The sequence below is a fragment of the Photobacterium ganghwense genome (genome assembly GCF_017329545.1).
GTDB lineage: Bacteria > Pseudomonadota > Gammaproteobacteria > Enterobacterales > Vibrionaceae > Photobacterium > Photobacterium ganghwense.
Window position 1 is genome coordinate 195,551 of sequence record NZ_CP071326.1, and the last position, 14,019, is coordinate 209,569.

10 protein-coding genes are annotated in these 14,019 nt (G+C 47.7%); 7 read left to right on the forward strand and 3 right to left on the reverse strand.

Annotated elements, in window-relative coordinates:
- Positions 1 to 140: 140 nt before the first annotated feature.
- Positions 141 to 1,313, reverse strand: coding sequence for a cation:proton antiporter (locus FH974_RS16845; RefSeq protein WP_047887711.1), 1,173 nt, complete (start codon positions 1,311 to 1,313; stop codon positions 141 to 143).
- A gap of 496 nt (positions 1,314 to 1,809) precedes the next feature.
- Between FH974_RS16845 and FH974_RS16850 the strand changes: the two genes are divergently transcribed.
- Genes FH974_RS16850 through FH974_RS16865 form a run of 4 tightly spaced genes read left to right on the forward strand, consistent with a single transcriptional unit; the run spans position 1,810 to position 6,618 of the window.
- Entirely contained in the window at positions 1,810 to 3,186 is a 1,377-nt protein-coding gene (locus FH974_RS16850) for a TolC family protein (protein WP_047887749.1), read from the forward strand.
- Positions 3,183 to 4,157: an HlyD family secretion protein gene (locus tag FH974_RS16855; RefSeq protein ID WP_047887712.1), complete on the forward strand. Its 975-nt coding sequence runs from the start codon at positions 3,183 to 3,185 to the stop codon at positions 4,155 to 4,157. Before FH974_RS16850 ends, FH974_RS16855 begins: the two co-directional genes overlap by 4 nt.
- A 5-nt stretch (positions 4,158 to 4,162) precedes the next feature.
- Positions 4,163 to 5,419 carry an ABC transporter permease gene (locus FH974_RS16860; protein ID WP_084712707.1) on the forward strand — a complete coding sequence of 419 codons (1,257 nt, stop codon included), beginning with the start codon at positions 4,163 to 4,165 and terminating at the stop codon, positions 5,417 to 5,419.
- Positions 5,416 to 6,618, forward strand: a complete 1,203-nt coding sequence (locus FH974_RS16865) for an ABC transporter permease (RefSeq protein ID WP_047887713.1) — start codon at positions 5,416 to 5,418, stop codon at positions 6,616 to 6,618. The genes FH974_RS16860 and FH974_RS16865 overlap by 4 nt, the downstream gene beginning before the upstream one ends.
- A gap of 114 nt (positions 6,619 to 6,732) precedes the next feature.
- On the opposite strand, the gene exaC is transcribed toward FH974_RS16865, so the two are convergent.
- Positions 6,733 to 8,253, reverse strand: a complete 1,521-nt coding sequence (gene exaC / locus FH974_RS16870) for an acetaldehyde dehydrogenase ExaC (RefSeq protein WP_047887714.1) — start codon at positions 8,251 to 8,253, stop codon at positions 6,733 to 6,735.
- A gap of 192 nt (positions 8,254 to 8,445) precedes the next feature.
- On the opposite strand from exaC, the gene FH974_RS16875 reads away from it, so the two are divergent.
- Positions 8,446 to 9,336, forward strand: coding sequence for an AraC family transcriptional regulator (locus FH974_RS16875; RefSeq protein ID WP_047887715.1), 891 nt, complete (start codon positions 8,446 to 8,448; stop codon positions 9,334 to 9,336).
- Between the two features lie 135 nt (positions 9,337 to 9,471).
- Here FH974_RS16875 and FH974_RS16880 read toward each other — a convergent pair whose 3' ends face one another.
- Positions 9,472 to 9,855: a CreA family protein gene (locus FH974_RS16880; protein WP_242551944.1), complete on the reverse strand. Its 384-nt coding sequence runs from the start codon at positions 9,853 to 9,855 to the stop codon at positions 9,472 to 9,474.
- 65 nt (positions 9,856 to 9,920) lie between these two features.
- On the opposite strand from FH974_RS16880, the gene FH974_RS16885 reads away from it, so the two are divergent.
- Together FH974_RS16885 and FH974_RS16890 are read left to right on the forward strand one after the other, a co-directional pair.
- A complete protein-coding gene (locus FH974_RS16885; RefSeq protein WP_207103957.1) occupies positions 9,921 to 11,942 on the forward strand; it encodes a recombinase family protein in 2,022 nt (673 codons plus the stop codon).
- Entirely contained in the window at positions 11,935 to 13,896 is a 1,962-nt protein-coding gene (locus tag FH974_RS16890) for a recombinase family protein (protein ID WP_158108837.1), read from the forward strand. The genes FH974_RS16885 and FH974_RS16890 overlap by 8 nt, the downstream gene beginning before the upstream one ends.
- Positions 13,897 to 14,019: the final 123 nt, after the last annotated feature.

Sequence of the window (14,019 nt, forward strand, 5' to 3'; positions counted from 1 at the left end):
GGTTGCAGCTTTTTTTTGTTTAATTCAGCAGGGCGGATCGGCTGAGCCACAAGCGCGGGAGGACACACCCAAGTGAATACCAGTTATCAGGAGGATTCCAGTTATCAGGTGGATTCAAGGTAAGAGCCGATGTAAAGACATCAGTCCTGACGTAACGTTTTGACCGTGGAGATGGGGGTCGGGTAGCGCTTCACGACCCAGTAGGTCGACAGAATAAAGGTGGCCATAGTCGCAAACTGAATGAACAGCGCTGCCTGATTGGACAGCATGCCGGTCTCCATGGCGGCATAAGCGACCAGGAAGGAAAACTCACTTGCCTGACTGAGCCGGGCACTGAGTTCCTGATGCATACTGGGTTTCTCTTTGGCCAGCTGCAAGGCAACTTTAAATCCCCAAAATTTCACACCAACCAGAATAACCCCAAATGCCAGCCCCAGCAGGCTGTAGATATTGGCTTGCTGAATATCTATTCTGGCCCCGATGGCAAAGAAAAACAGGATAAGGAAAAACTCCCGCAGCGGTTTGAGGTGGACGGCAATAGCCTGTGATACCTGACTGACCGCAATGGACAGCCCCGCGATAAATGCGCCGCTTTCGTAAGACAACCCCACCTGATGTGCGAGCTCTGACCAGAAAAAACACCAGGCTAAGGTGGTCACAAAGCTGTATTCCTGAATGACATCGAAACGCCGGAACAGGGGCAAAATCACAAATCTTACCCCCAGAAAAGCCATCACACACATCAGAGCAAACTCGCCCAGCATCATCAGGAAGCTCAATGCCATTGCCTCACCGCTTTCCATGTTGAGGAAAATAATGACGCTGATCGCCAGAATATCCTGTACCAGCAAAATACTGGTAATCACTTCCCCCATACGTTTGTGGTGCAGAGTGGTGGTCGGAATGAGCTTTAGTCCGATGACGGTACTGGAAAACATCAAGGCCGCGGCAATGATTGCAGAATCCAGTAGTGGCAGTCGGATCAGCAGGCAAAATCCGAGGGTCACGGCAAAAAAGAAAGCGCTGGTGCACAGAGTGATAATGGCGCTTTCATGAAACAGACTGAGCAGCTTTTTGGGTTGCAGGTTCAGGCCGATCAAAAACAACAGCAGAATGACCCCCAGATTACCGAACTGAGTAATATTTTCGGCACTGGTGACCAGATTGAGCCCGTGTGGCCCCAGCAGCAGACCGGCCGCAATGTAGGCAAGAATGATGGGCTGGCAGGCATATAGAAACAGGGTGCCCAACAGGGCTGCGCTGATAATGATCACGCAAAGCTCAAAAATCAGGGGAGCTAAGTCAAGGGACATACAGGCAGTACCACAGTCTTTCAGAGGGCAGTCTTTATTGTGGTTCAGAACCTCAGGGTGTGCTTAGGTGCCAGATTGCGTATCATGTCTGGGTTTCTGTATAACGCTGTATGTGCAAGTTGCTGAAATAAAGTGCGGATGCAATGCGTCCATACCAGCAGACCAGAACAGCTTGAGACTGACAACTGACAGAAGACTTGGTTGCCCTGTGGGAGGGTTCAGGCACGTGTTTGACATTAGCTGTGCTTGTCAGATAAGGAGACTGGTTGTTTTTTAGAGCTATTGCTCTAGAATTGGCAGTTTCAATCCGTCTCTATCGTCAACGGTAAACGGCCAGGAATGGTTTATAGGTAAAAAAATGAAGAAGAAGCGAACAGTCTGGTGGCCGGGCTGTGCCTCATTATGGCTCTCGGTTGCCTGCGTAGCCTCACCGGTTTCTCAGGCCTCACCGGCCCAGATAGCAGTATCTGGTGCGTCGGCCACTCAGGGGGCCACGATGACAAGCCGCATCGAGAGCGGACATACACAGCAGACCATCAGTTTTTGGGATGCCTGGCAGAAAGTTATCAGCGAGAACGATGGCCTGGCCGCTGAGCGAGCAAATGTGGACCGGTATCGCCATATGCAGGATGCCGCCAGGGATCTCTACCTGCCGAAAGTCACTGCGTCAGCCAACTACACCCGGCTGGATCAGGCCGTTGAAATTAAGCCATCGGATCTGGCTGCTAGTATGCCGGCTGGCGAGGCGATTCAGGGCATAGCCCAGATGCTGGGGATCAACCCGGCTAATATCGATCGCTTGTTTACTTCGCAACTGACAGACAGGGATGTGTTTACCAGTTCGATCCGAGCGGTTTGGCCGATTTTTACCGGTGGCCGAATTACCGCTGCGCAGGATATTGCCGAAGGACAGACGGTTGAAGCGAAATCCCTTTTGGCGATGAAGCAGCAAGCGACGTTTGAAGACCTGTCCAAGTTTTATTTTGGCGTCGTAATGTCAAAGCAGGTGCTTGATACTCGTATTGATGTAGAGAACGGCCTGAAAAAACATTGGGAGCATGCCCAAAAACTGGAGCAGCAAGGACAGATCGCTCGTGTTGAACGTCTGCAGGCAGAGGCATCCTATGACAAAGCGCGGGTTGATCGCCAAAAAGCCCAACGGGATTTGGAAATTGCCCAGGCAGCATTGTCTCGGTTACTGAAATTCCCGGGTGCCGTGATGCCGTCTACGGCGCTGTTCATCAATCCGTCGCTGCCGCCGATGCACACTTTTATCGACAAGACGCTGGCAGACTACCCGGGTTTACAGATTCTTGACGCCAAACGCCGTCAGGCGCGGGGACTGATTGATGCGGAAAAAGGCAAGTACTACCCGGAAGTGTTCTTGTACGGCAATTACAGCCTGCATGAAGATGACACCTTGGCCGCGAAAACGGCACCTGACTGGGCGGTTGGCGTTGGAGTATCAATTCCGCTGGTGGATAACGGTGGTCGCTCCGGCAAAGTTAAAGCTGCGCACAGTGCCGTGACTCAGGTGAACTATCTGCGGGCCCAGGCTGAGCAGGATCTGTCGGTGCTGGTTGAAAAAACATACCGCGAAGCGATGCAGTCGCTGGAGGAATACCATGGTCTGGCGTCCAGCCTGTCTTTGGCACAGGAAAATCTCAACCTGCGTGAAAAAGCCTTTAGTCAGGGTCTGTCGACATCACTGGATGTGGTCGACGCAGAGTTATACCTTGCCGGTATCCGAACCCAGCGTTCGGCGGCAGCCTATCAGTATGTCATGTCACTGACCAAGTTGTTGGCGGTCAGCAGCGATATCAATCAATTCAGTCAATATCAGCAATACCAGGGGATTAAGGTTCAGTCATGAGTAAGTTGAAAACATTGGCCGCGGTTATACCGGCTGCGGCATTGGTCGGATGGCTGGGTTACTCCTTCTGGCAGGCTTATCAGCCGTCTCCCGTCCGTTTGCAGGGGCAAGTTGAAGCCCAGCAGTACAATATCTCATCCAAAGTGCCGGGACGTATTGAACATGTTCTGGTGCGTAAGGGGGATACGGTTGCGAAGGGTGATCTGATTTTTACTCTGCTGAGCCCGGAGCTGGACGCCAAGCTGGAGCAAGCCCGTGCCGGTGAAGAAGCCGCGGGCGCGCTGGCACAGCAGGCAGAAAACGGTGCGCGTTCTCAGGAAATCGCAGCAGCGAAAGATCAATGGCAAAAAGCTAAAGCCGCCGCCGGATTGATGGAAAAAACCTATCGCCGGGTCGACAACCTGTACAAAGACGGTGTGATGGCCGAGCAAAAACGGGATGAAGCCTTTACCCAGTGGCAGGCAGCGCTTTATACCGAACGCGCCGCTTATCAGATGTATGCTATGGCCACAGAGGGGGCGCGGGAAGAAACCCGTCGTGCCGCGCAGGAAAAAGCCCGCATGGCCGCTGGCGCAGTGGCGGAAGTGGAAGCTTACGCGGCGGATACCCAGATCACCAGTTGGTACAACGGTGAGGTTACCCAAGTTTTGTTGCATGAAGGAGAGCTGGCACCGCAGGGTTTCCCGGTGGTCAGCGTGGTTGACATGCAGGATGCGTGGGCTGTGTTCCATGTCAAAGAAGATCAACTGAACAAGTTTACCCCCGGGGCAGAGTTTAATGCGGTGATTCCGGCGCTGGGTGATAAAGCCCATGCGTTCAAGGTTAGCCATGTGGCGGCCATGGGGGATTTCGCTACCTGGCGTACCACCGATCCGGCGCAGGGTTTTGACATGCGTACGTTTGAGGTGGAAGCGCGCCCGATGAAGCCGATTGAGCATCTCCGTGTCGGGATGAGTGTAATTATCGAGTAATGACAATGGCACATTCCGATTTATCCGTTACGCCACCGACATGGTGCAGACGACAGGCACTGAAACAGGAATGGCAGCTGATCCGGCGTGATGGTTGGCTTTTCGCGATGGTGAGCTGGGTACCGGTGCTGGTGTTCCTCCTGCTGTGGGGCGTATTTTCTGCCGGGATCGCCAGAGATTTACCGATCGGGGTGGTTGATGGCGACCACAGCCGTCTGTCGCGCCAGTTGATCCGTGATTATGACGCCAGCCCGACGCTCAGTGTGACCAGATCGTTCACGTCGGTTGAAGAGGGGGGCGCGGCACTGCGGGGCGGTGATATTTATGCGCTGGTGGTCGTACCGCGGGATCTGGAAAAAGAGACCCTGACCGGCAAAGCGCCCACGGTTACGGTGTTTTACAACAGCCAGTTTATTCTGATTGGCAAACTGGTGAACTCGGCGGTGTTGCAGGCGCAAGGAACACTGAACGCCAAAGTGGAAGCTTTGCAGCATATGGCATCGGGAGCCTCGGTTCCGTTACAGGCGCTGGGGCAGGCCGTGCCGGTGCAAAGTCAGATCACGCCGCTTTATAACAGCAACAGCCACTACGGCCAGTTTCTGGTGGCGGCTGCAATTCCTGCCGCATGGCAGATTGCGATAGTGATCACCACCATCATGGCCCTCGCCGCAGAACAGCGTGGACGGGGGATAAGCTCATGGCTGGAAAGTTATCCGGTTCGCCGCCTGTTGGCGAAATTGTTGCCCTATACCTTGATATTCACGTTGCATGGTGCGCTGTTCCTTTGGGGGGTGTACGGCGTACTGGACTGGCCGATGCACGGTCACTGGGGCGTTCTTTTGTTGGCGCAATGCCTGACGGTTATTGCCTGTCAGGGCATTGCCAGCCTGCTTTTTCTGATGACCTTGGATGCCACCAAAGCAATGAGTCTGGCGGCGGGGTTTACCGCGCCGGCCTTTGCGTTTGTTGGGGTGACGTTTCCGGCGACTGATATGCCGGGGTTTGCTCAGTTCTGGCGTGCGATGCTGCCAGTATCGCACTATCTCGATATACAGTTACATCAGGTTAACCATGGACAGAGCTGGTCACAGGCCATGCCGCAGTTGTTGGTGTTGGCCGTCTTTTCGGTGACGCTGTGCCTGGCCGCCTGGCGGGTGACTCACCTGGCGAAGCCGAACAACCCCACGCCGCCTGGTGTCAGTGACATTAATCGCGTCAATGACATCGGCGCAAGCCAGAGCGAACAGGAGGGGAGTCAATGAGCTGGCGTACCTTGTTTAAGTTTGAGTTGCGCGCCATTTTTACCAATCCGTCCATTCTGTTTACGGTTTTTGGTGGCGTCCTGATTTACTCTTTTCTGTATCCGATGCCTTATGCCAATCAGCTGCCGCGGGAGCAGGCAATTGTGGTCGTCAACCAGGATAAAACCCCGCTCAGCCGTGAACTGGAACGCATGGTGGATGCCACGCCGCAAGTAACCATTGCCGTCAGGGCAGAGTCTCTGGCTGAGGCCCGGCAACGCATCAATGCCGGGCAAGCTGAAGGCTTGTTGGTGATCCCGCCGAATTTTTACCGGGATTTGTTGCTGGGGAAAAGCCCGACACTGGTTTACGCCGGTGATGCGGCTTATTTTCTGGTATATGGCACGGTGGTGGAAGGGTTAGCTTCTGCCGGAGGCACACTGGCCGCCAAAGCCAAGGTCAGCCGTATGGTCATGTCCGGTGAAAACCTGACTCTGGCTGCCCAGCAATTTACCCCGATAAAGCTCAATGCCCAGCCGGTTTTTAATCCGGGGATGGGGTATGTCAATTATGTGGTGCCGGCCGTTTTTGTATTGATTCTGCACCAGACGCTGCTGATTGCGGTCGCCTTGCTTGGAGGCGGGCAGAATGAGTATCGTCTGGCCGGAAAAACCGGCTACTGGCTGCAGTATCCGGCCTGGCAAGTGGTGGTGGTTCGGGGAATCTGCTTTTCGCTGATTTATCTGCCGCTGGTCATGTACTATTTCGGCTTCAGTTTCAGCTATTACCACATCATCCGACTGGCCAATATCTGGGATTTGCTGGCGGTTACGCTGCCGTTTTTACTGGCAGTGATTTTCCTGGGAATGATTCTGGGACAGCTTATTCCGCGCCGGGAACTGGCCACGGTTGTCGTACTGCTCAGTTCGTTACCGTTAGTTTTTTCGGCAGGTTTTATCTGGCCGCCGGAAGCGATACCGGCACCGATAACGGCACTGGCACAGTTGATTCCGTCGACACCTGCGATTAATGCTTTTCTGCGTCTGAATCAGATGGGGGCGGATTTCCATCAGGTCGTTGGCTGGTGGACGCAGTTGTGGTTACAGGTGGCGGTTTATGGGGGCATCGCAGCAGCAATGATGTTGTCTGTTAAACGTCAGCGGAAGCAACAGGTGCGGGTGGCAGGGAGCACTCAGCATAAAAACGAAAACAGCCATTAAGCAGCATTCTGTATTCCTGTCAATAAAAGAGCGATAGGGTTTCCCCTATCGCTCTTTGTCTTATCAGGGCATCAGCCCTATGAGAGGACGCTTCTCATTGACGTTGTTTTTGAATCAGAAGAAACCCAATGCGTTGTCGCTGTAGCTGACCAGCATGTTTTTGGTCTGCTGGTAATGATCAAGCATCATTTTGTGGGTTTCACGGCCAACACCAGACTTCTTGTATCCGCCAAAGGCTGCGTGTGCCGGGTAGTGGTGATAGCAGTTTGTCCATACACGACCGGCCTGAATCGCACGGCCCATGCGGTACGCCAGGTTCATGTCGCGGGTCCAGACCCCGGCACCCAGACCAAACTCAGTATCGTTCGCAATGGCGATGGCTTCCGCTTCGTCTTTGAACGTGGTGACTGCCACAACCGGACCAAAAATCTCTTCCTGGAAAACACGCATCTTGTTGGTGCCTTTCAGCAATGTTGGCTGGATGTAGAAGCCGCTACCCGGCAGACTTGATGTTTGATCGATACCGCCACCGATCAGCACCTGTGCGCCTTCTTCTTTACCGATTTCCAGGTAAGACAGGATTTTGTTGTACTGCAGCTTTGAAGTCTGCGCACCTACCATGGTCTCGGTATCCAGTGGGTTGCCGCGTTTGATTTCCTGGATACGAGTAATGATACGAGCGATGAATGCGTCGTAAATGTCTTCCTGAATCAGCAGGCGCGACGGACAGGTACAGACTTCACCCTGGTTGAAGAAGGCCAGTACGGCACCTTCAACACACTTGTTGATGTAGGCTTCGTCCTGATTCATGACATCAGAGAAATAGATGTTCGGTGACTTACCGCCCAGCTCAACGGTCGACGGAATGATATTTTCCGCGGCACATTTCAGGATGTGGGATCCGGTAGGCGTCGAACCGGTAAAGGCAATTTTTGCAATACGTGTGCTGGTTGCCAGCGCTTCACCGGCTTCGGCACCAAAGCCGTTAACCACATTCAGTACGCCCGGTGGCAGTAGGTCGCCAATGACTTCAACCAGTTTAAGGATAGAAACCGGAGTCTGCTCGGCAGGCTTTAGGATCACACAGTTACCTGTGACCAGTGCCGGCGCCAGTTTCCATGCTGCCATCAGTAGTGGGAAGTTCCAGGGGATGATCTGACCGACAACACCCAGCGGCTCATGGAAGTGATAGGCCACGGTGTTTTCATCGATCTCACCAATCGAGCCTTCCTGGGCACGGATACAACCAGCATAGTAACGGAAATGATCGACGCAAAGCGGCAGGTCGGCAGCCAGAGTTTCACGCACGGCTTTACCGTTATCCCAGGTTTCTGCCACAGCCAGCATTTCAAGATTAGCTTCAATGCGATCAGCAATTTTTAGCAGGATATTGGAGCGGTCTGCGACCGAGGTTTTGCCCCATGCATCTTTTGCATTGTGAGCAGCATCCAGCGCCATTTCGATATCTTTGGCGCAAGAGCGAGGAATTTCACAGATAACTTCGCCATTTACAGGGCTGATGTTCTCAAAATAGGTGCCTTCAATCGGGGCAACCCATTCACCATTGATGTAGTTTCCGTAGCGGGATTTAAACTCAACAATACTGCCTTCTTGTCCAGGGCATGGGTAAATCATATTGTCTTGCTCCTTGTTTCGTTATTATCTGAGAGTGTGGACTGTTGCTGGAGTCACACTGTCGTTGGTAAGCAAGGTTAATTTAGTGTTAAAAGCGTGTGCTTTCTTTCATCAGAGTACAGACTAATTGACTGTGGGTGCATATTTCACCATGATATGAACTCAAACAAATTAACAACTGGTTAACAATGCATGGCAAATATCTCTGTCGCAGTACCCAAAAAACTGGTTGAAAACCGCGTGGCCGTTACCGGAGAGCACTCTCAGGTCTGTATGTACGATACTTATCTGCCGGAGGATGCCGTTGGATTTTCGGTCAGCGAGCTGACACTTTGCGCCATGATTACTGGCACCAAAATCATGCATCATGTTAATGACCAGAAGTTGTTTCGTCCGGGTGAGTCATATGTGCTGGCGGCGGGGGAGTCGGTGAATATTGATTTTCCGGAAGCCAGGCTGGATCAGCCGACTAAGTGCCTGACGATCGAAATTTCCCGTGAGAAAGTGCGCCAGGTGGCGAATCAGTTGTGCCTTGCTGACAGTACGTATGAACAAAGTAGTGATATGCTGCCGATGGCCTGGCATACGCCCAATGCTCCCCAGACTCAGGCGCTGATTCATAAACTCAGCCATGTGTTCGAAGAACACAGTCGAGATCGGATGCTGGTGGCAGACTTGGCCATTACTGAACTGGTGTTGCGTCTGCTGCGCCAGAACACTTGCCATTTTGTGTTGCAGCACAGTCAGGATGAGCCGGATTCGCACGGTCTGAATGCCGCACTGCATTTGGTGCGTAAGAATGTCACCAGCGACCTTGATATCGATATGCTCTGTAAAGCGGCCTGTATGAGCCGCACCAACTTGTATCAGAAGTTCAAGCTACTGCTGAACTGTACTCCGGCGGAATTTATTATCAACACGAAGCTTGAGGCTGCAGCCCGGCTACTCAACGCCGGTGGCAATATTACCGAAGTCAGCTACACCTTGGGATTCCGGCACCCAAGTCATTTTACCCGTCGGTTTAAGCAAAAATTTGGGTTGAGCCCGCGGCAGTACATCGGCCAGTCGGCGGCTAACCACTAATTTAAGATGCATTGAAAAAGGCGCTGTTTTAACAGCGCCTTTTTTGATCGTTGTGGTTCTGCCTGTCACCTTGCAAGCCAAAAGCCAAAAGCCAAAAGCCAAAAGCCCAAAAACAGCTAGAGCCTCAATGTGAACTTATTTTTCCGGCGTAGGCTCGATATACGCCTTGGTGCCCCACAATGGCACGGTAGACAGGCTGTGCTTAAAGCTGCCCGAGGTTTCTTTTGTCGAGTACGACAAGTACATCAGCGTCTGGTTCTGTGGATCGTAAATACGGCGAATTTTCATCGACTTGAAGAAAATGCTTTTGGATTTCTTAAAAACAACGTCGCCGGATTTGGATTTGTCGATTCGGGCAATCATTTCCGGCGTAATGTCACCGGTTTGTCGACATGAAATGGAGCTGTCACTCGGGTCAGCCAGGCTCAGGTCGGCTTCAACACTGGCGATGTGGCAGGTTACCCCAGGGACTTCCGGGTCGACCAGCATGTTGAGTTTAATGTCTTTAGATAAAGACATTATTACCAACACTATTACAAGTTGTGATATAATGTTGTTATCTCATTAATTTTCAGTAGGTTATAATGATAGGCGCAGAAGCTTTAAGAGAAGAGATTTTTCAATACGATAAAACGAAGTTCAAAGGCATATGTGTACCTTATGCACGTTTTTCGACAAAAGGACAATCGAAAGTCGGCAAAAAGTCTCTTGAGCGTCAATTATCAAAAGCGAGGGAATACGCTAAACGTAATAACCTCTTCATTAATGAAGACCTTATTTTTACTGACAAAGGCGTTTCAGGCTATTCAAACCAAGGTGAGCTTTCAAAAGCCTTTAAAAAAGGGCAGATGGCAACGATGCTTTTGCTGCTTGAAGAAGTTCCTCCAGAAGAGCGTGATAATGTCTACATTACTTTTCATAACTTCGACCGATTCAGTCGAATGTCACCTGATGCAGCTCAGGCGCACTTCAACAAAATCCTGAATCGTGGATTCAAAATCGTCACGACTATCGACAACCAACTCTATGATCGTAGGGATAAAGGTATGTCGAATATGCTCATCTCTATCATCAAAATGACGACCGCTTGGCAAGAGAGTTTAAACAAGTCGATCTATATTACTGATGCGTTGAGCAGAAAGAAAAAGGTCATTGAATATCTTTACAATCACGCATCCCAGAAGGGTAAACACAAGCATATAGGTGTGGTTCAACCGTCAATACCTAGATGGATAGATCAAGAAAGTATTACTTATGACTACACTGATGTTAACGGTTCAAAACGTACAGACACTTTTAAAAAATTCTCCCTAAATTCACATAAAGCAGAAATTGTAAGAAAAATCTTCGATTTGAAAATTGCTGGGCTTGGTTATACCAGAATTTGCCAAAAACTCAATAATGATGGTGTTGAAGTGTTTGAGCAAGGAAGGTTCAAAAAAGCTAAGAAATGGCACCCCTATGCAGTTCAAAATATCATCACCTCAGATAAAGTGCTAGGTCACATTACGTTAAAGGAGATGGTAACGGAAGAATACCACTGTAAAGAAACTGATGAGATTAAGACTAAAAAGGTAAAGAAAGAAGTCACTTCAAAATTAGAGAATTATTATCCAGCAGTTGTTGATGAAGAAGTGTTTAGACTAGCAAACGTGCTTAAGTTTCAAGAGAAAAAGGGAAAGCCGCTAGGGCGCATCGGTGAGAGAACAAACATCTTCGCAACGTTTATGAGTTGCTATTGCGGCGCAACGCTTCAATATAGCCGTTCCCAAATTAATAAAAGATCGAACAAAGCACCTGTATATCGAGAGCAGTTACGATGCAATAACGCTTTGGTTAAGAATGGATGTTTTGATGATTACATAAACTATGTAGAACTAGAGCACGCATTTTTCAAATACGTCCATCATATTGACTTTAGAGAAGTGTGTTTAGTCGGTGATAAGTCACTTGAGACAGAAATCAAGAACCTTCAAGCTGAAATTACATACCTAAACGGACAAAAGAAAGAGTTAAAGTTAAAGAACTCAGGTCTTGAAAAGACGTTTGAATCAGCAATTAGTCAAGGTCTCAACGCCGACTATGTTCTTGTTGCACTAAATGAAGCAAAGAAAAGTGCTGACCTAATCGAAACTAAAATAAATGACCTGAAAGTTCGAATCACTAAGTTACAACTATCTCTCGATTCAAAAGAGTCTGATTTTCTTGATATTGTTGAATATAGTATGAGAATAAAAAACTCATCGACCGAAACCAAGATAATGATGAGAAAGAAGTTAAACGACTTCTTACATTCAAAGATTAAATGGATGGAGGTCTGTTCCTCAAAACATAGCAAGTTTGTGATTTTATGCTTTCACGACGATGTGATTAGAACGTTCGCATATAGTGAAAACTATGCAAATGATTTAATGTTCAACACGATAAAGATCAATTACGAAGTAGAAGATTCTCAACTTAACTATGAACTATTTCTTATCTACATTCATCAGATTAAACGTTCGTTACGAGGGGAAACTGAAGTCGTTTCTAATGGAGATCTTATCGAAGCTTTACAACGTCTGAAGCGTAAGTTCTACTCTGGTAAAGGGATTGATTATGTTTGATTATGACAAGAGCATATTTGACGGTATCTGTATCCCATATGCACGTTTCTCAACAACGGAGCAAGACAAAGTAGGTCGAAAGTCGCTAGAGCGTCAGTTAGAAGAAGCGAAACGCTACGCAAGTCAAAACAACCTTTATATCAGCGATGATCTCATATTCACTGATAAGGGCGTTTCAGGCTTTGCAAAGCAAGGTCAGCTCTCAAAGACGTTTGAAAAAGGCCAAATGGCGTTATTGCTCGACGTGCTAGAAGATGTGCCATTTAAAGAGCGTGAGAACATATATCTATGCTTTCATGCATTTGATCGATTCTCTAGACAACATCCAGAAGTTGCTTATGAGCAGTTTTCTAGAATCCTAAAGCGTGGATTTAATATCGTCACAACTATTGATGATTGTTTGTATTCAAGTAAAGAAGCAGATCTTGAAAGTATGCTTATATCAATCATCAAAATGTCTAGTGCGCACTACGAGAGTGAGGTTAAGAGCGTATATGTGTCTGATGCACATAGGCGTAGAAGAGAAACGTTAGAGTATCTTTACAATCACCCAACGCAGAAAGGAAAGCATAAGCATATTGGGCTAAAGCAATCAACAACACCGCGATGGATTTTAGAATCTGAAATCATTTATGATTTTGTTGATGAAAATGGAGTAGCAAGGAAAGACTCGTTTAGTGAATTTTCGTTAGATGAAGAAAAAGCTTTAATTATCAATCAGATATTTGATTGGAAGATTCAAGGCTTAGGTCATACGAAGATATGCCAATTGCTAAACCAAAAAAAAATCCCAACCTTTGAAGATGGAAACTGTAGAAAAGCTAAACAGTGGCACACCTTTGCGATCTCTAATTTGTTCAAAAACAAAAGCACAATAGGTACATTCACGCTTAAAACTGTAGAAGACCAAGAATACTTTTGTGAATCTGAGCGTATTTTTAAAACACGTTCAAACAAAGTAGATGCGACTTCTGAAATGGAAAATTACTTTCCTGCTGTTGTGACTGTTGAAAAATATGAAACTGCATTAAAAGTCATTGCGATGAATAATAAAGGGGAAAAAGTATCAGAGCCAGAAGACAAAACACACGTATTCTCAAAAGTGTTGAGATGTACCTGTGGTGGTCGTCTGGTCTTTAAAGGTACGAGAAAGACTGGCAAAAGCGGTAAATCTGATTGGTTTGAGTACCTTCGATGTGAAAACGCAATTCTGAAAGATGGTTGTGATGCAGAGAATATTATTTACAAAGACTTTGAAATGGCATTTTTACGTTTTGCCACATCTTCAAACTATACTGTTTTCTCTACGACTCAATCTAAACTGAAAACAAAGCTCAAAAGACTCAGCATAAAACAATCTCGTTTGAACAGTGAAAAAGAACAGTTGTTACTAGAAGCAAACGGTTTGAAGAAAACTTTTGAAAGTATAGTGACACAGAATCTTGATGCAACTCTATTACTTGACTCAATCTCAAAAAATGAAGAGTCACTACATACCGTACAAAATGAACTTGTTAAAATTGACGAACAGGTTAAAGGCGTTGAAAGAGAATATGAAAAATCAGGAAAGCCAATCGATAAACGAACAATTAAAAAAGAGCTTCGAAGCGAGGACTATTCGAAGCGATTGTTGATGAGAAAAGCAGTAAATCAACAACTAAGACAAAATGTCGTTCATATGGAAGTTTGTTCAACGAAATTATTGAAGTTTGTGATTGTGTGTTTTGACGATTATGTAATTCGCACGTATGCGTATCAAGATGAATTTTCATCAGACTTAATGTTTAACTCTATCAAGATTAACGTTGAAAACCACGATGAATCAGAGGCATATGACTTAATAATGCATTTGTTTAAGGAAGTAAGGATTTCTCTTTCAGGAGGGAACGCAGTAATTACTAACTTTGATTTGAAAGTCCATTTGTCTCGAATAAAGGAAAAATATTTGAAATAAGTTAAAAGTTCACCGACTTAAAGGTGTAGAAGTGCACCATTTTTACGAAACGAACGAATTGATTATGCGTTTTCCAATAGTATTGTTGGAATCCAGATAAAAATACAGATACAAAATATGGTC